Below are 21,133 nucleotides of genomic sequence, written 5' to 3' on the forward strand. Positions count from 1 at the left end.
TATATGCAACTATTGCCATTACCCATAAACAGGAGGCTTACGATTTATGAAAGAATTTATGTCTTATCTGCGCCCTTACCGCCGGGATGGGATTCTGGCTGCGTTCTGCATTGTCACAGAAACCATTTTTGAGCTGGTGATCCCTCTTGTAATGGCTTCGATCGTGGATGTAGGCGTAGCGAACGGAGACCGGCGTTATATTCTGGCAAAAGGCGCACAGATGATCCTTTTTGCTCTGATCGCCCTGATCCTGGGCCAGGGTTCTGCCATTTTTTCCGCCCGGTTCGGCCATGGGCTGGGAGCCGAACTGCGCCGGGCGGAGTTTGCCCGTCTGCAGGAATTTTCCTTTGCAAACACCGACCATTTTACCACCTCTTCTCTGGTGACCCGCCTTACGGGCGATGTGACTGCCATCCAGAACTCGGTCGCTACAGGACTGAGGCCGGGACTGCGCTCCCCTATCATGATGCTCACAGCCATGACCGCTTCCTTTCTGATCAATCCCAGGCTGGCTATGGTCTTTTTAGTGGCTGCCCCTATTTTGGGCATTATGCTGTTTTTCATCATCAGCCATGTACGGCCGCTCTACTCCCGGATGCAGGGTGCCATGGATCAGGTCAACCGGATCATCCAGGAAAATCTGACTGCCATCCGGGTAGTAAAATCCTATGTACGCGGAGATTACGAAACCGCCAAATTCGAGCAGGTAAACACCGAGCTCCGGACCGCCTCTGAACAGGCCTTCCGGCTGGCAGCCTTAAATATGCCTGCCATGCAGTTTGTAATGTACGGCACCATTCTTTCCATCCTGTGGTTCGGTGGAAATATCCTTACCATCGGAGGCATCGGCGTTGGCGAACTGACCGGGTTTTTAAGCTACGTGCTTCAGGTTTTAAATTCCCTGATGATGTTTTCCAATGTGTTTTTAATGATTACGAGAGCCATGGCGTCCTGGCACCGGATCATGGAAGTGATGCATGAAGACATTGATATCAAAGAAGACCGGGCAACAGACATCTGGGTAGAACGGGGAGAAATTGAATTTAACCATGTGTCATTTAAATACAATAAGGAAAGCTCTGAGGATGTGCTTTCTGACATTTCCCTGCATATTAAGGCGGGACAGACCGTAGGCATCATCGGACAGACCGGAGCTGCCAAAAGCACACTGGTACAGCTGATCCCAAGGCTTTATGAGGCTACAAAAGGAACGGTGCTGGTAGACGGCCATCCCGTATGGGAATATCCTCTCAGAGAGCTGCGTGACTCCATTGCTGTGGTGCTGCAGAAAAACACGCTTTTTTCCGGCACCGTAAAGGATAACCTGCGATGGGGAAAGGAAACAGCCACAGATGAAGAAATTGATGCCGCCTGCCGGATCGCCTGTGCGGATGAATTTATCGGACGACTGGCAAAGGGCTACGAAACCGAGCTGGGCCAGGGAGGCGTCAATGTGTCCGGCGGACAGAAACAGCGCTTGTGCATTGCCAGAGCTATTTTAAAAGCCCCCAAAGTTCTGATCCTGGACGATTCCACCAGCGCTTTGGATACTGCCACTGAGGCAAAGATCCGGGAAGGGCTGGCAAAAAGCCTTCCGGACACCACCAAGATCATCATTGCCCAGCGCATCTCCTCGGTACTCCACGCAGACCAGATTTTTATCCTGGAGGACGGCCGGCTGGCCGGGTGCGGAACCCATGAGGAGCTTTTGAAACACAACTCCATTTATCAGGAAATCTATTATTCACAGCAGGAAGGAGCGAATCTGTAATGGCAAGAATAGCAAATTTCAGCCGTCCAAAAAACACCAGACGGGCAATCAAGCAGATGTTTGGGTATCTAGGACGGCATAAATGGTATATGTTTGCCATTGCCCTTTTAGTAGCTGCAAGCGCCATGGCAAATATCATGGGTACCTACCTTCTAAAGCCTGTGATCAACAACTACATTCTCCCCGGAGATATTCCGGGACTCATCCGCATGATCGCCCTCATGGGGCTTATGTATGCACTCGGCGCCTCAGCCTGTCTGGCCTATAACCAGCTCATGGTCCATATGTCCCAGCAGGTAGTAAGCGAAATCCGTTCTGATCTGTTTGAGCATACCCAAAAGCTTCCCCTATCCTACTTTGACGCCCATACCCACGGCGAGCTCATGAGCCGCTTTACCAATGACGTGGACACTCTGACAGAGGCCTTAAACGGCAGCTTTGCCATGATGATCCAGAGCTTTATTACCATTACCGGTACCATTACCATGCTCCTTATTTTAAGCTGGCGTCTTTCTTTGATCGTCATTTTCTTCCTTGCCTGCATGACCCTGTTCATCCGATACAACAGCCGCCGCAACCGGAAATATTTTATCCGGCAGCAGCAGTGTCTTGGAAGCATTAACGGCTTTGTAGAGGAAATGGTGGCAGGACAGAAGGTGGAAAAGGTCTTTAACCATGAACCGCAGGATTTTGAAGAATTCTGCCGCAGAAATGAAGCCCTCCGGGATGCCGGAACAAAAGCTTTAGCCTATTCCGGCATGACGATCCCCACCATTGTTTCCCTTTCCTATTTTAACTACGCCGTTTCTGCCTGTGTGGGAGGCCTCTTTGCACTGGCCGGCCTGACGGATCTGGGAACACTGGCCTCCTATCTGGTCTATGTGCGCCAAAGCGCCATGCCCATGAACCAGTTTACCCAGCAGATTAACTTTCTTTTGTCTGCCCTTTCGGGTGCAGAACGAATTTTTGACATGATGGATGAAATACCGGAAATCGACGAGGGAAACGTACGCTTATGCCAGGTTCGGGAAAATCCGATGGGACAGCTTAAGGAATGCAGCGAATTTACCGGCCGCTTTGCCTGGAAGGTTCCTGAGGAAACGGTAAAACGAACCAGACTGGATGCTCCTGTTTCCGATGGCTTTGCCTTTATTCCCCTGAAAGGAGATGTCCGTTTCAATGATGTTGTCTTTGGATATGTGCCTGAAAAGACCATCTTAAACGGCATCAGCCTGTATGCCAAGCCCGGACAGAAAATCGCCTTTGTGGGATCTACAGGAGCAGGAAAAACTACCATTATTAACCTGGTAAACCGTTTTTATGAAGTAAATGGCGGTTCTATCACCTATGACGGCATTGATATAAGGGAAATCCGAAAGGATGATCTGCGCCGTTCCATGTCCATGGTCATTCAGGATACCCATTTATTTACAGGCACCATCGCCGACAACATCCGCTACGGACGTCTGGATGCCAGCGACGAGGATGTACGGGCCGCTGCCCAGGTGGCGAACGCCCACTCCTTTATCCGCCGTCTGCCCCAGGGCTATGACACGGTGCTCCACAGCGACGGTGCCAATCTGTCTCAGGGGCAGAGACAGCTCTTAGCCATTGCCAGGGCCGCCATCTCACGGCCTCCGGTTCTGATTCTGGATGAAGCTACCAGCTCCATTGACACCCGTACAGAAAAGCTCATCGAGCAGGGTATGGACGCCCTGATGGAGGGCAGAACTGTATTTGTAATCGCCCATCGTCTCTCAACGGTGCGCCGCAGCGAGGCGATCATAGTATTAGAGCACGGGGAAATCATGGAACGGGGAGATCACGACGAGCTGCTGGAACAGAAGGGACGGTACTATCAGCTTTATACCGGACAATTTGAATTGGATTGACAGAAAGGACCCTCTATTATGAATGGAAATACAGATATAAGAGATCTGATGATACAGATTGAAAAGGCCCGAAAACGGCTGGTACAGCCATTTTTACAGAATCTGGGACTTACTCTGGGCCAGGGACATGCCAGGATTTTAAACTGCCTTCTGGAGGAAGACCATCTGACCCAGACAGAGCTGGCGGGGCGCTGCCGTATGGATACAACCACCATGTCCCGAAGTCTGGATAAGCTGGAAAAATCCGGATATTTGGTACGGGAACGTGATCCGGACTGCCGAAGATCCTTTCTCATCTGCCTCACCAAGGCAGGACGTGAAGAGGCGGCCCAGGTCCATCAGGGCTTTGACCGTCTTAATGATGTAATCTGTGAGGGAATGGATCCGGAAGAACAAGAGCTTCTTAAAAAAAATCTGGAACGTATCCTGAAAAATTTAAAGGAGTGTCCGGGGCTTTAATGCTCCGACACTCCTTTATTTCTCCACTGTTTGATCCGTTCCATTCTGTCCTTTATGACCTTTTCATCCCCCTGAATTCCCGGCCTGTAATAGACACGGTTCTTTACGCTGTCTGGCAGGCACTGCATCCGCACGATTTTTTCCTTTGTATCATGGGCATACACATAGCCGTCTCCGTAATGCAGCTCCTTCATCAGGTCTGTAGGCGCATTGCGGATCACAAGAGGAACCGGCTCTGCCAGCATCTCCTTTGCATCCTCTTTGGCTGCCTCATAGGCCATATAGGAAGAATTGCTCTTGGGCGCGGTGGACAGGTAGATGACCGCATGACTTAAATGGACATTGCACTCCGGCATTCCCAGAAAATGGCAGGCCTGATAAGCAGCCACTGCCAGAGGAAGGGCGCTGCTGTCTGCCATCCCGATATCCTCGCTGGCAAACCGAACCAGCCTTCTTGCCACGTAAAGGGGATCCTCTCCTGCCTCCAGCATCCGAGCCAGCCAGTATACCGCAGCATCCGGGTCAGAATTGCGCATGGATTTGTGAAGAGCCGAGATCAGATTATAATGCTCTTCTCCCTTTTTATCATAAAGCAGGCTCTTTTTCCCGATACACTGCATCAGAGTATCCATGGTCACAATGGTCTTTTCCCCGGTAATTTCCCCATTTGCCACTGCCATCTCCAGAACATTTAAGGCAGTTCTGGCATCTCCGTTTGCAAAGGCAGCAATTTTCTCAATCATCTCACTGCTTATATCCACCTTCAGGTACCCAAGCCCCTTTGGGGATGTGAGCGCCCTTCGGATCAGCTGCACCAGTTCTTCATTTGAAAGGCTGTGAAGGACAAATACACGGCACCGTGACAAAAGAGCGCTGTTGATCTCAAAGGAAGGATTTTCCGTGGTTGCCCCGATCAGGATAATACTTCCCTTCTCCACAAAAGGAAGAAAGGCATCCTGCTGTGCCTTGTTGAAGCGGTGGATCTCGTCTACGAAAAGCACGGTTTTTCCGCCCATGCGCCGTCTGCCCTCTGCCTGGGCCATCACCTCGCGGATTTCCTTGATTCCACTGGTGACAGCGCTGAAATTCACAAATTCTGCATGGGTTCTCTTTGCAATAATCCCTGCCAGCGTGGTTTTTCCCACCCCCGGAGGCCCCCAGAAAATCATAGACGGGATGCGGTCCTGCTCAATGAGCTGGCGCAAAAGCTTCCCCTTTCCCAAAAGATTCGTCTGGCCTGCAAACTCATCCAGATCCTCCGGACGCATCCGGCTTGCCAGCGGATCGTAAACTGCTTCCGTATCAAACAGCGACAGCTGTTCCATGTCCATTTTGCATGCCTCCCTTCTCCTTCTGCAAAAACCTCCTGCAGTCAATTGGTCCGTATAAAACCTTATCCCCGGATCGCCCATCGAAGCTTGGTAGAACGGGCACGTCCGTTCTTTATGCACTCCTCTGCCGAGGGACGGATCACATCAGCGGAAATCTCACTGTAAAGCCCTGCCTTCTTTCCGTCTTTAAATGCCCTTTTTACCAGTCTGTCTTCTCCGGAATGGAAGGTTAAAATCGCAGCCCTTCCTCCGGGCTTTAAGGCTCCCGGCAGTTTATCCAAAAAGGAATACAGCACCTCAAATTCGCTGTTAATGTCAATACGCAGTGCCTGAAAGCATCTCTGGCAGGACTTTTTCACAGCCTCCTTCCGATCAGCCACAGGAAGAAATACCAGGGCTTCCTCAATCAGTTCCCGAAGGCGGGTAGTTGTGTCAACGGCATTTCCATTTCTCAGCTCGCGCATCACCCTTCTGGCAATTTCTTTCGCATAAGGTTCATCCGAGTTTTCCACAAGCATCCCCACAAGCTCCTCCTCGTCCAGCTCCTTTAACCGTTCCGCTGCCGTCATCCCTCTGGAAGAATCCAGGCGCAGATCCAGAGGACCGTCTGTTTTATAGGAAAAGCCCCGCTCCGGGTTGTCAATCTGCATGGAAGAAACTCCCAGATCTGCCAGTATAAAATCAAAGCCTCCTGCTTCCTCTGCCACCTGGTCAATATTTGCAAAGTTTAAATGCTTTATGGTTAAAATATCCGGCCCGAATCCCCTTTCTGCCAGCCGCTTTCTGGTTTTTTCCATCTCGATGGTATCTACATCCAGAGCCCACATATGGCCCTGTCCCTTTAACTGCTCCAGCATATGGCCTGTGTGGCCTCCGTAGCCTAAGGTAGCATCCAGACCGGTCTGTCCCGGCTGGATCTGAAGGAAATCCAGGATTTCATTTACCATAATGGAAATGTGCATACCTGCAGGAGTGCTGCCCTTACTGATGACCTTTTCAATGGTATCCCGGTACTTTTCCGGCTGATGTTCCTTATACTTTTCCTCAAATTTCCTCGGGTGGGTACCCTTGTAGCGGACACGGCGTTTGTGAGGAACGGCGGATTCACTCTGTATACCGGACTCCTGTACACCTGTCACCTGTACGCCATCCTCCCGTACACCCAAATCCTCCTGTGTCTCTGAACTGTTTATGATCTCTTTTCTCTTATCCTGATCCATTTTATGCTTCTTTCTCCTTCCATTCTCTGATGCAGGCCAGAAAACGCTCTCCATACTTTTCATACTTAAATTCGCCCACGCCGGAAACAGACAGCATTTTCTCCCTGTCCTCAGGCTTTAAAACGCACATATGAGCCAGAGTCTTATCGGAAAATACAATATAGGGCGGTACCTTTTCCTCCCTTGCCGTCTGGGCGCGGAGCTCCCTGAGCCGCTCAAATAAGGGCATATCTGCCTCTGCCATACCTGCCGAAACACCTTTTGCCTTCTTCTTTCTGCTTCCCGTATCGGTCTTTGTGTGCTCCTGCTCCTTTGCCATCTTCATCATAACCGTCTCTTCTCCTGCAAGAATCCTTCCAGAGCTTTCTGTAAGATGCACAATGGCATATTCATCATTGGTAACGGTGAGAAAACCGGACAGCTGCAGATGGTTCATCACTTGACGCAGCCTGTATACGGGAACTTTTGCCAGCTTTCCGTAGCAGATATTTCCATCCATGCGGTAATTGCGGATCTTTGCCGTGTTGGCTCCGTGAACCGTATCTATAATCACATTGGTCCCATAGCGCTGTCCGCTGGTCTGCACACAGCGGATGAGCGTCTCTGCAATCTCCGTCACATCTACAGTTTCAAACTGAGTCAGGCAGTTGGAACAGTTTCCACAGTAATTGCTGCCGTATTCTCCAAAATACCGCAGGATATAATCCCTGAGACAATCATTTGTAAAGCAGTAAAATGTCATTTTCCGCAGGCGCTCCCGGTCTCTCTCCATCACGATCTGCCGCGTCATGGGATCTAAGGCATCATTTTCCTGATTATGGTCAATAAAAAACTGATTGGTAATCACATCCTGACCTCCATAGAGAAGGATACACTCCGCCGGTTCTCCGTCACGGCCCGCGCGTCCCGCCTCCTGATAATAGGATTCCATATTTTTCGGCATATTATAGTGAACCACAAAGCGCACATTGGACTTATCAATGCCCATTCCAAAGGCATTCGTCGCCACCATAATAGGGGAATGATCGTAAATAAACTCCTCCTGATTGTGCCTGCGCTCTTCATCGCCAAGCCCTGCGTGATACCGTGTCACAGGAAAGCCCTCCCGGATCAGGTTGGCGCAGACTTCCTCCACTACCTTGCGGGTAATACAGTAAATAATACCGCTTTCCCCCTTATGGCGCTCCAGATAATTCACCAGAGCCGCATACTTGTCCTTAGGGGACAGCACGCCAAAATACAGGTTCCCGCGGTCAAAGCCTGTGGTAAGGATCTCCGGCTGGCGAAGCATCAGAATATCCATGATGTCATCCCGTACCTCCGCCGTAGCCGTAGCTGTAAAAGCGCTGACCACCGGGCGCACCGGAAGCTGCCGGATAAAATCCACTATTTTTAAATAGCTTGGCCTGAAATCCTGTCCCCACTGGGATACGCAGTGGGCTTCATCCACAGCCACCATGGCAATCTTTACCTGAGGATCCAGTGCAAACTGTAAAAATTCCTCTGTCATCAGCCGCTCCGGAGCCACATAGATAATAGGATACCGCCCTGCTCTGGCAAACTCCAGCGCTTTTCTGTACTGGCCGTAGGTTAAGGAACTGTTTAAGTAAGCTGCCAGGATTCCCGCCTGATTTAAGTTGCTCACCTGATCCTTCATCAGAGAAATAAGAGGCGAGATCACCAGGGTAATCCCGTCCATCATAAGGGCAGGAATCTGGTAGCAAAGAGACTTTCCGGCCCCCGTAGGCATGATTCCCAATACGTCCCTGCCTTCTAAGATTGCTTCAATTAAACGCTCCTGCCCTTCCCTGAAGCTGTCGTAGCCAAAATAATGCTTTAAAATTTCCTGTTGTGTCATTTATGTTATGTACCTTCCTGCTCTCCCTCATTAGCCTCGTCTACGGAAACACTGCTCTCCGCCCTGCCGTCCGCATAGGTCAGGCGAATCACCGCCTGAGGCCAGTTAAGCGCAATCCGCGCTGTCTTTTCCCGTTCTTCTCCTGCTTTTTTCATTAAATCTAAAAGTTCCTCCAGCACAGCCCTGGTAAGATAACCGCCTCTCCAGTGAAAAGTAAGGGGCTTTCCCTTTTTCGCTGCCTGACAGGCTCTCTTATAGACATCCTCTGCCTTTGTAAATGACAGCTTCTTTTCTTTATAATAAAAATGATCCCCGTCTGTACAGGACGGCGCCGGAGCGATTAACGGCTCATGATCTCGAAATACTGCCTTGTCATCCAGATTAAAATAGTCATACCGGATCCCGCCTTCTGCGCAGTTATGCTTTCCCAGCGTATTGTCAAAGGTAGTGTCCAGATGATAATACACGCCTCCGATCTGCACAATATTCCAGGTATGACGGTACTTGATGCCTTTTTCCGGATTATTTCCGCAGATTGCAATCATGCACCAGATCCCAAGGCCATCGCAGAGCACCTTCACTGCCTTTGCAATCCCCTCACATACTCCCACACCCTGGCCCAAAGGACCGATGATCTCATGGGAATAGGCCTTTTTCAGCTTATCGTAGCGGACATTTTCACAGATAAAATCGTGAATATACTTCTCCTTCTCCCACTCGGAAAGCTTTGCCGCCGGCCGGATCAGCTTCTCCACCCGGGACGCCAGTGCCTTTTTATGCTCCTTTATCTTTCCCTTTTCAAACAGATACTCCGGTTCAAAAATCAGATTGGGCGAATCCTGATAATATTTATAATGAAATCCACTGGCCCAGAATATCTCCGGATGATCCAGACGCAGACGGAAAAACAGGTCTGTCAGCTCCCTGCCGTCAATTCTGGGGACTAAAAAGGAATCCTCCAGATTCATAAGCCCCTGGAAAATGGCATGGTAGACGGACTGATGGTGTTTGGGTAGTTTTGTGTAGTAATATGGTTCCATTTTCGAGTTTTATATGGCCTTTCTGTTCTTATAATGGTCCAACGTCATCCCCCTGCCGGGGAATCAGGCCGACATGACATCACCGGTCTGCAGCCCTTTGCCGCTTATTTTACCGTACGGCCTGTCAAATGAGTTCAGTATCCCTATTATAACACTGAATTGCAGATTTTTGATATATTTTATTTGTTAAAAGCACCCTTCCTGCATCATAAATAAATACTCACACCTCTGCCAGCTGAATCCGCGACAAACGGAAAAACAGCTTCCCAAGCGCATATCTTTGTAAATCCATATATTCCTCCTGCGAAACAGTTCCTCCGTAATTTAAAACTTCCATGTCTCCGCCTGCACCCGTTATAAAAATGCCGGAAGAAGTGAAACCATTTTTCAGATAAAACCTCCGGCGGGCAGTCCGCTGCTGACAATTCTCTGCCATATCGTCCACACGTTCAATTAACAGCACGATTTTTTTATCCGGAAACTGCCCGCATATATGTTCCAGAATCCGGCTTCCCGTTCCTCTGCTCCGTATTTTCGATGACACTGCCAGATAATCTATCATAACCATATCTTTATATACAACAAAAACTGTAAATCCCAGAAGCTGATTTCCCTCTGCTGCCACCGCCAGCACGGCTTTTTTTCTCTTAATTGACTGGCGCAGTAAAAAAAAGGGCTTTCTTTCGCATTTTGGAAATGCTTCCATATAAATTTCTTTTATTTCCGACCACTGCTGCTTTTTAACTGATGTAAATTCCATACAATCTCCTTCTTCCTATTGACATTATTCTTATATGCCCTATCATATAATGTACAGTAAGTGTACAGTCAAGGAGTTTTTATGGGGCAAAAACACTATCTATACTCCTCCGGAGAATTTGCCAAACGTGCCGGAGTCAACAAACGAACTCTTCATTACTACAACGATATCGGCTTATTCTGTCCTGAGTTCATTGAAGAAAATGGCTATCACTATTACACCTGCTTTCAGTTCGCACAGCTGGAAATGATCCTGACACTGCGAAAAATCGGCCTGTCCATTGAAGAAATCCGGGAATATGCTTCCAGTCCATCGGACGATTCCTTTTCCCGGATAATGGAGAAAAGGAAATTATGGATTGAAGAATCCATTCAGCAGCTTTTATCTGAACAGTCATTTTTAGAACAAAAAGCGGAACGTCTTAAAATTGCTATGAACGCAAAACACGGCTCCATTCAGCTGTGCTCGCTTCCTCAGCAAAAAATTCTTATTTCTTCTGCCATTACGGGAAAATATGATGAGGCGGATTTTTCAGTTGCTGCTGATTTTTCTCTCAGGCTGAAAGAGACATTTCATCTTTATGACAGCTTCGGAAGCCGTATTTCTATGGATTCTATCCGAAGAAAGCATTTTAACAGCTACAGTTCCTTTTTTGCTTACTGCCCTCATACCTCCGAGGCATACGACGAAATACTGCCGGCGGGAACCTATCTGCGCTCCTTCTGTATTGGGACATGGGATAAGCTTCCTCAGGTATACCGGTCAATCCTTTCCTATGCCAAAGAGCATCATCTGCTTCTTACCGGCTATGCCTATGAAGAGGGGCTAAATGAAATGGCACTTAAAAATCAGGCAGATTACATCACCATGATCACGATTCCATGCAGCGTTTCTGATTTAACAGAAAAAAGGTTGTGCTTCCCGGAAAAATAGGTTATAATATACAGGTCATTTTAGTCATATAATAAAACAATTAAAAGTGAGGTGAGATCATGGACGGTAGTGATAGTCGAAGTACGGATAAGGTATTCCAACCATTTACATACACAGACAGCTTCCGACTGTCCATGGCCTGATTTCGTCTGTATATATGAGTGAATACCATTGTCTGTTCCAACACAGCACTACATAAGCAAAAGCGATTGCAGTCTGTTTTGTTTGCAGCCGGCAGTGGTTTTTTTATGCCCTTTTTGCTGCGAACAGAATTTCTGTACCCGCCTTTGCCCAAATCAGCTTGTAAAGGAGGACAATGAAATGGCAGCAAACACAACAGCAGCAGGATACAGCCTGGAAATCGCAGAGCTGATCCGCAGCAATCTGACTCCAAAGAGAATGCAGGAACAATTATCTTCCTACCATGAAAATGATATCGCATTGGCTCTGGATCTTTTAAATAAAACAGAACGCACAAAATTATATCAGATCCTGGATTCAGAAGCACTGGCGGATATATTAGAATATTCCGACCATATTGCAGAATACGTCCAGGAATTAAGCATCCGAAAAAAAGTCGATGTATTTTCCCGTATGGAAACCTCTGATGTAGTGGATGTACTCCGGCACCTGGAAAAAGGGGAACGGGAAACGCTCATCGACTTACTGGATCCTGAGGTACGCTCCGACGTAAAATTACTGAGTTCCTTTGATGAGGATGAAATCGGAAGCGTTATGTCTACTAATTACATCGTTGTTTCCGATCACGCCTCTGTCAAAGAAGCCATGTCTGAGCTGGTTCGTCAGGCAGCGGAAAATGACAATATCAGCACCATCTATGTTGTCGATCAATATAATATATTTTATGGAGCTATTGATTTAAAGGATCTGATCATAGCCAGAGAAGGAACGGATCTGAAAGGTATCATGACCTGTTCCTATCCATACATTTATGCGCGTGCATCCATCGAAGACTGTATCCCTCAGCTTAGAGATTACTCTGAAGATTCTATCCCGGTACTGGATAATGACAACAAACTAATCGGTGTTATCACTGCCAGCGATCTGGTAGAAGTCGTTGGAGACGAATTAAATGAGGATTACGCAAAGTTTGCCGGTCTTTCTGCTGAAGAGGATCTGGAGGAACCCATTTTTCTCAGCGTAAAAAAACGCCTTCCCTGGCTTTTTATCCTGCTTGGAATGGGGCTTGGCGTATCGGCAACCGTAGGCCTCTTTGAATCCATCGTCGCACAGCTTCCTGTTATTATGTGTTTTCAGTCCTTGATTCTGGACATGGCAGGTAATGTAGGAACCCAGTCTCTTGCTGTTGCGATCCGTGTACTTATGGATAAGCAGCTTTCAGGAAAACAGAAACTGGCGCTGATCATAAAAGAATCACGGGTAGGACTGACCAACGGTTTAATCCTTGGTGCCCTGTCATTTCTCATAATCGGAGGTTATCTGGTTCTAAAGGGAAATACCGTCTCCTTTGCCTTTGCGGTTTCCGGATGCCTTGGCACAGCTATGGTACTTGCCATGCTTATCTCTTCTTTATCCGGTACAATCATTCCTATTTTCTTCCAGAAAATAGGAGTGGATCCGGCAGTAGCATCCGGCCCACTTATCACAACGGTAAACGATCTGGTGGCCGTCATTTCCTACTATGGATTGTCCTGGATTATTTTAATCAATATTATGCAGCTTCCATAGGAAAAACATAAGGCCGAAAATGTATATCCGCATTTTCGGCCTTACCGTTTATTCCTAATCCAGATAAATCTCGATCATAGCCTCCTGATAAGCGGCTTTTTGCTCTTTCTGCATCCATTTTTTTATTTCCAGCAGTTCGGGTCTGTATACATGATCCAGCTTTTTGATCCGGCTGCCGCTTAACCTTACACCGGACAGATACTTTTTATACCACTCTGCCTCATATTTCCATAAATACAGCGAATCTTCATACCGTTCTTTTAATCTCTGGGCAATCAGAAGTCCCTCCGGATCAAAATCTCCTGCATACAAGAATTGATGCGTTTCCCTCAGAAAATCTAACAGCAGGAAGGATGCCAGTCTTGGCTGTCCATTGATGCAGACCGCCGCACAAGATGGATTCCGGCTTGTCAAAATGGAAAATACGGCCGGATTTTCTACCACATATACTTCCCGCTTCTGTGCAGTAACTTTACCCAGTTCTCCAAGGGTACGCAGGGTCAATCGAACAGGCTCCTTCTCTTTTAAAAATCCTTCAATTCCTTTATGTATGCATCCATCCTGTTTCCAGGCGTGCAAACCATAAGCCAGTGTTTCATTAGACAGATCATCCTTTAAAATACCTGCCTGATACAGCAGGCAGCTCTTCTCTTCTGCCGGAGACATCTCATCACTGAAGCTGCTTTTAAACTGGTCTTTCAGAAATAAAATCAGAAGTCTTTCCGCTGTTTTCCCGGCGTCAAAATAATGGGGATTTCCTGTTACCTGCGCTGCAAACACCGCCAGAAGCTGTTTTTTTCTTATAATGCAGATCTGCTGATAGGCTTTCATAATATTTTTCAGAATATCCCTCAGTCCTTCCGGATTTTCCCGATACTGCTGCATCAGAATTTCATAGCCATTGCTATGTTTTTCCAGAACCTCTTTCAGCCACATTCCCACCGGATCTTCTTCCTTTCCATTCAGCAGCCCAGCAAAGAAATCCTTTCTTTTTTTCTCTTCCTTCTCTTTTTCTTCTTTCTTTACCGTCAATTTTTCTCCAAAATAAGCCTCAAGGAGCATTTCCCCGGAAATCCCGGAAAACCGGCTTTCAGCGAGACATTTTTCCAGCAATCCGGCGGAAACGGTTACTGTTTTGTTTTCTGTATAATCCTTTTGTAAGAATCCGCTTAAGTCCTGCTTTTCTGCCAAAGTAAGCCCGGACAGAACTGCTTTTCCTCCCATATGTCCCAGGCTGGCATATTTTTCTTTAAATTTTTGAAAGAGCTTTTCATAAACAGATCGCTGCCGGAAATAATCCAGGCATTCGTTCAGCTTTTTCTGTCCGGTTTCATCCATATTTTATCCTTTCTGAGCCATCTGATCTGTTACCATTACCTTCTTCTTTCCATTCCACAGATAGCGGATCACAGAAACAAATCTGGCATTTTCCGGCCGGATGAGCTGATAGATTGCCAATGCAGGAACTGTATCATAATCCCCCCATAAAATCTGAGAATTGATCATAAAATTAAATTCAAACTCTACTATAAGGCGGAACATATCGCGGATATTCATTTCATCCACACCGGCAAAGGCCTCATCCAGAGAAATCATTTTCGGCGCGTCTTCACGGGCTCCCGCATATTTGGCTGCCACTGCGGAAAACAACGGTACATACATGGACATGGCTTTTTCGCCTCCGCTGAACGTAAAGAACACCCGGTCTGTAAGTTCTTTCTTCTTCTCTCCTGTTTTCTGACACTCCAGCTGGAATTCAAACCATTTCCGATAGTCCAGAACCTCCCGCATCGTCGCATGGAAGGACTGCACTGCTCCTGTATCTCCCGCAAGCTTCCTTGCTTCCTCAATCTTGGAACGGAAATGCAGCGAAATTTTGTCTATTTCTTCGGGACGCATGATTTCGGCGTCTTTCTGCAGTAATTCCACCAAAGCTCTGGTGTCCAGCTGTTCTTCTTTTTCTGCCCGTTTATTTTTCCACCGCAGGCTCAGTCTCAATCCGCTGGAGGTCTGCATGGACTCCATCAGTCCGTTCATTTTCTCTACCCAGCGTTTACTTGCCTGAATTCGGGCACGTATTTTTTTACTGATGGTATTCGCCAGAATATCCTCAAACAGTTCCCGGTCTCTTTCACTTAAAACCTTGGCCAGCCCATCCGCATCTTCACAGAGTTTTTGCAGCAGCTCCTTAAATTTTACTGCGGTTCCCCTGTATTTCGCTGAAATATCAATTCTCTTTGCGCTCATATCCAGGAAGGAATTTTCATCATTCAGGTCTTCAAAAAGAGAGGACAGTGTAATCTGATAATCCAGAAGAAATCCACGGTTCTGATGATAAACCTCCTGCAGACTGCCAAAAACATCCTCCTGCTTTTTATTTCCGCAGCTTCCTGAAAGCTGTCCGCAGACTGCCTTTGCCAATCCGTCCATATCGTCGGTTTCCTCAATTACATCTTCCGTATATCCCAAACCATATTCCAGCTTAAACACGGTTCCGTATGTTTCTTTTTTATCTGAAAGCTGTTCTTTTTTCGTTTCATTTTCCCGTATTTTATCCTGCAGTACAGCTGCTTCATTTTCTAATCGATTCTGCCTTCCTACACAGCTTTCTCTCTCACCGGGCAGAAGAATAAGCCTCTGCATACAATAATCCAGACGTTCTCTTATTTGTTCGTAATCGGTAAGCTCCAGCTGTTTTCGTACAGAAACCAGAAATTCTTCCAGTTCCCTGACCTTTATTAAGATTCTGCTCAAATCATAGCGGATATCATCCAGATCCTGCTCTATATCATCCCTGTACTCCTGCTGGCTTTTCACATGCAGGACTCCATTTTGATAGTTGCCATAAGACACCTGAAGCCCGGCAAGCAGATCTTTATATTTATGCAGCGATTCCAAAACGGAAACAAACAGATCCAGACGGGGAGAAAGGTAACATTTCGCGCACAGCTCCCTTACTTTGATACGAATTTCATCCAGTTTTTTCCGTTCTGTTTCCGTGAGCGCCTGCTGCTCTCCTACCCGCCTGACCGCGAGTTCCAGACGGTATTCCCAGCCTGCAAGCTCTTTTGCGGCTATTTTTAAATCTTCATCTTTTGGAAATTTCTCCCACTCTCTCCAAATAAGCTCCAAACGCAGGCCATTCTTCTCCAATGCAGCCTTTATTGTTTCCACCTGCTGCATTTTGTTATGACAAAGCGTTTCCAGTTCTTCTATTTTTTCCTTCCTGTATTGTTCTCTGGCTCTGATACCGATAAATCTGGCATGGTATTCTCCGGTAATCGTTCCTTCCAGGACTCCCAGACGATAATTTCCCCGTTCATCAATCCAGGTTCTTCCCTGATCGTTGCTTCTGCCAAATCCAATGGAAGATAAAATTCCTGAAATCTTCTGATAAAACAGGATATCATTCTCTCCGTTATCTACATCCAGCACCTTTGTCAAATTTTCCCGTACATGAGAAACATCGCCAAAAATATACCGGTCGCATACGCCGCAGTCCAGTTCTAACACTTTGTCTCTGTATTCTTCCGAAATGATCAATGCATCCAGTATTCCCATCTGCTGAAGAGCCTCTTCCAGGCGGTCTGCCTGCTGTGATTCCATCCCTGTTCCAAACTCTATGGTCTTATAAAACTGCTGATAGGGAATCCCTTTTTCTTTTAAAAGACTGCGGTTTTTCTGTACGCATTCCGGCTGCTCCGGTTCCGGCTCTTTCTGCGTCTTCCACTCGGTCAGCTCCTCCTCTAATCGCTGTAATTCACCGCTCTCATTTTCCATCTCCTGCTCCAGCAGCATTCGTTCTCTGGTAAATTCGCTTTCCTTTTCATATAATGTTTGTTTCGCCAGCTCCCGTATTTCAGAATAATCGCTCCCCTGTTCATACCCCTGAATTTTTCTGGAAATCTCCTGCATCACATCCGGCGTAAGAGAAAGCTCTTCATTGCTGCGTTCCCAGAGATATACCTGTTCTGTCAGCTCTGCCTTTGTTTCCTGCAAAAGACGTTCATATTGCTGCACCTCCCTCTCTGCCCCATTTCGTTCTGCCTGACACAAATCCAGTTCCTTTAAGTAACGATCATATTTTTCCTGGCAGTTTTTTTCCTCCGTCAATCCCTCTTTTCCCCGTTCTGCCTGCTCCGTATACCTTTTCAAAAGCTGTACATGGGACTCAAACGAATAATCCGGATTTTTATCTTCCAGAAGTTCTTTTTTCAAAAAGGAAAACTCATCAAACGGTACGTCTTCCAGCTCATCCTCCATTTCCTCAATGCAGGTTTCTATCTCTCCCCAGATGCGTTCATTTTCTTCCTCTCCCCGTTTCAGCCGTCTCTCCGTTTCCTGCAGCTTATCCTTTTTCTCCTGCTCCTGTCTCTCTTTTACACACTTTTCCTCTGCCTTTTCCCGCAGTTCTCCCGTTAATTTCAGTTCCTGTTCCTTTAACTTTGCCGCATCGCTTTTTGTGAGGGATTCTTTTTCCTTCTTTAAAACTTCTTCCTCCCGCGCAAGCTCCTGATACCGCTGTTTTTCTTTTTCCAGCATCACTGTTCTTTCATTCAGTTCTTCCAGCTGTCTTTTCCCCATACGTTCACAGTCTTCATAGGCGTTTCCAGCTTCTGCAAACATACGGGCTTTATTATAAAGTACGATCCGGTTATACTGGTCGTAGATTTTTTCAATCTGTCTGGCCCCCCGGATGCTCTCATTTAAGCTGTCCAGATTTGTTTTCAAATTATCCATATTTTCAATCGCCTCAGACATGGGCCGCAAGTCATCTTCCGATAAGGTCTGCAGCGAACTGCTCAGAATTTCATTAATAACGGTAGGCTTAAAATCTTTAGAAAGCTTTGGCGTACGAAGCTGGATCAAAAGCTCCAGCAGTTCCTTATACTCTTCCTGGGTTTCAAATCCAAACAGAAGGCGATTCACACAGGCTGCATATTCGCTTTGAGTCTCCATCACCTTCCCGCCATCGCCAATCCTGTTTTTTAACTCAATTTTAGAACAGGTGATTTTATTTTCCAGATCTTTATACAAAAAGATATCATATCCCACCCGTCTGTTATCCGTAATACAAAAATACCAGGATTCCAGCTTTTTATTCTTTCTTGCACGGATTCCCAGCCCCAAAGTCAGATATTCTTCACTTCCCAGACGCTTAAATTCCATATAAAGATATCCGGTTCTCTCATCCCGGTCATCGTTTTCCTCCAAAAGATAATTCTCCATTTTCCTTGCACGGGAACCAAATGGGTCCAGCCTCTCCGGACGCATATTTCCATCCAGTAAAAGAGGAATAAAGCTCTGCATGGTAACTGATTTTCCCGAACCATTTGAACCTCTTAAAAGCATACGGCCTTCCGAACATTCAAACGTTTCCTCATCATAGTACCAAAAATCCACCAGTCCTGCCCTGTTTATCTGCCACTTTCCACTATTCATCGCCTTTGTCCTCTTTTCCAAAATCTTCCGGATATTTTCCCATGATTTTACCTGCTGCTGATCGGATGTATATATCACCATATGCCTGCTCTATCATCATCAGATTTTCCATATAATCATATACTTCCCGGTAAAATTCTGCAAAGGTCATTTCCCGATAGGTCTTATTAAACCCTACCCCAAACTGCTCTTTGCACTTTTCCACAAGCCTCTGAAAATTTTCTTTTGGAAGACGGATTTGTTCATCCAGAGGCACTTCTACTCTGCCTGTCCGTATTTCTTCCTGCAAAAGCTGGTACAAAAGCAGCACAATGTCTGACAGTGTATTTTCTTCCGGAAAGGTCCGGCCAAGCCTGCAGTTCTCCTCTAATATCAGAAACGCACTGCTGCTGTGTACCTGCAGCTCACATGGAAACATCTCCGATAATTCTCCCTGTATCATATTGCGGTAATTACGCACATAGGCAAAATCTTCTTCCGTATCTCCATCTCTGTACATTCCCATGGTCATCAGAAGCCTTCGGTACACCCGCTGTCTTCGGATAATTCCCCTGTCCTCATCTAAATCAATCCACTCTTCTTTTTCAAAATCTTTCGGCACTGTATATCCCATAATATCCTGGGTGAAATTTTTCATAAAATACCGTGAAACCCCTGTATTCTCATACAAAACTTCACTGGTATCATCTTTTGCAAATCCCTCTTCTGTCCCGTCATTTACATTCAAAATTCCACATGCCACACAGTATTTCATCACCCGGATCATATGACGGCGGTAACGGTAAATAGTCCAGTCAATCTGCTCTTCCCTGTACTGGCTCTGTACATATTCCGTAAGCTCTGACAACACAAACTGATCCTCTGCCTCTTTATCCTCAAGAAACATAAGAACCAGGCAAAAAAATACATACTCAATGGGATCGCAAAACTCAGAAATCCCCATCCAGTTTTCTGCAGCTGCAGGCAGCTTTTCCACCTTGATCATATAAGGATTGATCAGTACCTGATACCCCAGCTTTTCTCTTAAAAATTTCTTTTCCTCCCCTGATGCCAGCGCTTCTTTTACCTGATAATACAGCTCACGATCCCTGGATTTTAAAATCCATCTGTTGTTCAGCAGCACTTCCAGTACCTTCATATTTCCTGTTCCCCTTCTTCAAATACCATCGTATAACAGGGCATCTGAAACTCTCCGTCTGTACATTTTAATGTACAGTATTCCTTTGCATCTGTCTCTTCAATGTAATACATCTGACCATCCTCGGTCTTGGCTCTGTGATTTTTCTTCTCCAATGCCTTAGACAGCCATAAAAGAAACATATCCCGCACATATGGCTCGATCACCGGAAGATCCGCAAACTCCAGCCTTCCGTTTTTAATATAGCTTCTCAGCAGCTTCCGTTCCTTTTTCAGCCGCTGTATTTCAGCCCTGCGCATGGCCTCCTTCTCTTTTGAATGGTCTGTAATCCCGCTTCTTTTCGCCTTTTCCCGATACGTACGAACCCTGGGCGTTACTGTGACCACATATGGCTTTTCCTCATATACCCCGCTGTTGATGCTGTCCGTCTCTCTGGCCATACTCCCCTTTAAATGCAGTGGTTTTTCCATCCCAAAAACAACCGCTGCCAATCGATGGGCCTCGGAAATATTTCTGCATTTTGCAAACATTTGGGCCACCTTTTTATACTCTTCCCTGCGGTTGGAACCCTGATTGCTCATTTCGCTGATACGAGCCGCATAACGCGTAATCTTCCTGATAATTTCATTGGTTGTATCAAATACCTTGCCTGCTTCCGATTCCTGTCCATCTCTTCCTGCAAACCATTCTACCATGCTTTCCCAGCGCCCGTTGATTTTTTCATAAATCAGCTGTTCATCCATTTCCACATCCATACGGGGGATGGAACACTCATACGCTGTAGCCTTCTGCAAAATATTATTTACCGTTTTTTCCTGTACATTCTTCAGCTCCTGTTCAATCGCCGCCACATTCACCTGCAGACTTTTCACAAAGGAACGCAGATAGTCCATCAAACGATCTTTGAATAAAAGAAACTCCCTGGTCCTCATCATCTCTTCGGCTTTTACGCTGTTCAATTCCCGCATATAATCCTGATAATTCTGATTTAAGCGAATGAAGTCATTATTCAGATCATTCCACCAGGCATGAATGTTCTCATCCTCTTTCACAGATATTTCTTCCAGCTTCCCCAGATTGAGCCGAATCCGCTCCAATAATGTAGGTTCAAGAGAAGATCCCTCTATAAACAGATTTTCGATTCGTACGATCATGCGTTCAATTTCTACCGCTGTCTCCGATAACTGATACCGAAACTTTTTGTTCTTGAATTCTTCAATCGTAGCCGCCTTTCTGGTATCCTGAATGGTAACCAGATTTCCCCAGGATGCCAGGGCTGTCAGGTCCTGCTGGCACTGCTCCATCGTATAATCTGCAAAATATGGATCTTCTTTTAATTCTTCAAAAACCTCTTCCTGATACAGCCAGTATTTTAACTTCTCATATTTGAAATAAAAAAGCCGGATGATGGGGCGGTATCTGTCTGTATTTTCCACATTCAGATACTTCGCCTCCAGCACCGGCTTTCTCATTTTTTCCTGAATTTTCATCGTATTTATCCTCTGTACAATCTGCATTTACAGACATATGAAACTGTCTGCCGTGGGGTGTTATCTTTGATTATGATAGCATGGGAAGT

General features: G+C 46.4%; 14 protein-coding genes. 5 read left to right on the forward strand and 9 right to left on the reverse strand.

The window, feature by feature from the left end:
• The first annotated feature begins 46 nt into the window (after window positions 1-46).
• From WKT10_RS12795 to WKT10_RS12805, 3 genes are read left to right on the forward strand one after another with little or no spacing between them, the layout of a single operon-like run.
• Entirely contained in the window at window positions 47-1,771 is a 1,725-nt protein-coding gene (locus tag WKT10_RS12795; RefSeq protein ID WP_340277610.1) for an ABC transporter ATP-binding protein, read from the forward strand.
• Complete coding sequence (locus WKT10_RS12800; RefSeq protein ID WP_340277612.1) at window positions 1,771-3,663, forward strand: ABC transporter ATP-binding protein; 1,893 nt, start codon at window positions 1,771-1,773, stop codon at window positions 3,661-3,663. The genes WKT10_RS12795 and WKT10_RS12800 overlap by 1 nt, the downstream gene beginning before the upstream one ends.
• A gap of 18 nt (window positions 3,664-3,681) precedes the next feature.
• Entirely contained in the window at window positions 3,682-4,122 is a 441-nt protein-coding gene (locus tag WKT10_RS12805; protein ID WP_066546218.1) for a MarR family winged helix-turn-helix transcriptional regulator, read from the forward strand.
• Here the strand turns inward: WKT10_RS12805 and WKT10_RS12810 are convergent.
• The 5 genes from WKT10_RS12810 to WKT10_RS12830 form a co-directional block, all read right to left on the reverse strand.
• Window positions 4,119-5,447, reverse strand: a complete 1,329-nt coding sequence (locus WKT10_RS12810; protein WP_178276082.1) for an AAA family ATPase — start codon at window positions 5,445-5,447, stop codon at window positions 4,119-4,121. The genes WKT10_RS12805 and WKT10_RS12810 overlap by 4 nt on opposite strands.
• A 68-nt stretch (window positions 5,448-5,515) precedes the next feature.
• Window positions 5,516-6,673 carry a 16S rRNA (cytosine(1402)-N(4))-methyltransferase RsmH gene (rsmH, locus tag WKT10_RS12815; RefSeq protein WP_178276068.1) on the reverse strand — a complete coding sequence of 386 codons (1,158 nt, stop codon included), beginning with the start codon at window positions 6,671-6,673 and terminating at the stop codon, window positions 5,516-5,518.
• A gap of 1 nt (window position 6,674) precedes the next feature.
• Window positions 6,675-8,531 (reverse strand): DNA helicase RecQ, encoded by a 1,857-nt coding sequence (gene recQ, locus WKT10_RS12820; RefSeq protein ID WP_340277615.1) that lies wholly within the window; start codon window positions 8,529-8,531, stop codon window positions 6,675-6,677.
• A 5-nt stretch (window positions 8,532-8,536) separates the two neighbouring features.
• The gene (locus WKT10_RS12825; RefSeq protein ID WP_337434615.1) at window positions 8,537-9,571 is read right to left on the reverse strand and encodes a transglutaminase domain-containing protein; all 1,035 of its coding nucleotides are present in this window, start codon (window positions 9,569-9,571) and stop codon (window positions 8,537-8,539) included.
• 220 nt (window positions 9,572-9,791) lie between these two features.
• Complete coding sequence (locus WKT10_RS12830) at window positions 9,792-10,331, reverse strand: GNAT family N-acetyltransferase (protein WP_066546209.1); 540 nt, start codon at window positions 10,329-10,331, stop codon at window positions 9,792-9,794.
• 81 nt (window positions 10,332-10,412) lie between these two features.
• Here WKT10_RS12830 and WKT10_RS12835 point away from each other — a divergent pair, with 81 nt between their 5' ends.
• Together WKT10_RS12835 and mgtE are read left to right on the forward strand one after the other, a co-directional pair.
• Window positions 10,413-11,264 (forward strand): MerR family transcriptional regulator, encoded by an 852-nt coding sequence (locus WKT10_RS12835; RefSeq protein ID WP_340277618.1) that lies wholly within the window; start codon window positions 10,413-10,415, stop codon window positions 11,262-11,264.
• Window positions 11,265-11,585: 321 nt separating this feature from the next.
• Window positions 11,586-12,974, forward strand: coding sequence for a magnesium transporter (gene mgtE / locus WKT10_RS12840; RefSeq protein ID WP_337434618.1), 1,389 nt, complete (start codon window positions 11,586-11,588; stop codon window positions 12,972-12,974).
• Between the two features lie 54 nt (window positions 12,975-13,028).
• Here the strand turns inward: mgtE and WKT10_RS12845 are convergent, their stop codons facing one another.
• Genes WKT10_RS12845 through WKT10_RS12860 form a run of 4 tightly spaced genes read right to left on the reverse strand, consistent with a single transcriptional unit; the run spans window position 13,029 to window position 21,044 of the window.
• A complete protein-coding gene (locus WKT10_RS12845; protein WP_337434619.1) occupies window positions 13,029-14,312 on the reverse strand; it encodes a TIGR02679 domain-containing protein in 1,284 nt (427 codons plus the stop codon).
• A 3-nt stretch (window positions 14,313-14,315) separates the two neighbouring features.
• Window positions 14,316-18,416 carry a TIGR02680 family protein gene (locus WKT10_RS12850; protein ID WP_340277621.1) on the reverse strand — a complete coding sequence of 1,367 codons (4,101 nt, stop codon included), beginning with the start codon at window positions 18,414-18,416 and terminating at the stop codon, window positions 14,316-14,318.
• Window positions 18,409-19,554, reverse strand: a complete 1,146-nt coding sequence (locus WKT10_RS12855) for a TIGR02678 family protein (protein WP_340277623.1) — start codon at window positions 19,552-19,554, stop codon at window positions 18,409-18,411. Before WKT10_RS12855 ends, WKT10_RS12850 begins: the two co-directional genes overlap by 8 nt.
• The gene (locus WKT10_RS12860) at window positions 19,551-21,044 is read right to left on the reverse strand and encodes a TIGR02677 family protein (protein ID WP_340277624.1); all 1,494 of its coding nucleotides are present in this window, start codon (window positions 21,042-21,044) and stop codon (window positions 19,551-19,553) included. Before WKT10_RS12860 ends, WKT10_RS12855 begins: the two co-directional genes overlap by 4 nt.
• Window positions 21,045-21,133: the final 89 nt, after the last annotated feature.

It is taken from the genome of Enterocloster sp. HCN-30185 (genome assembly GCF_037890305.1).
In the GTDB taxonomy this organism is placed as follows: Bacteria; Bacillota; Clostridia; order Lachnospirales; family Lachnospiraceae; genus Enterocloster.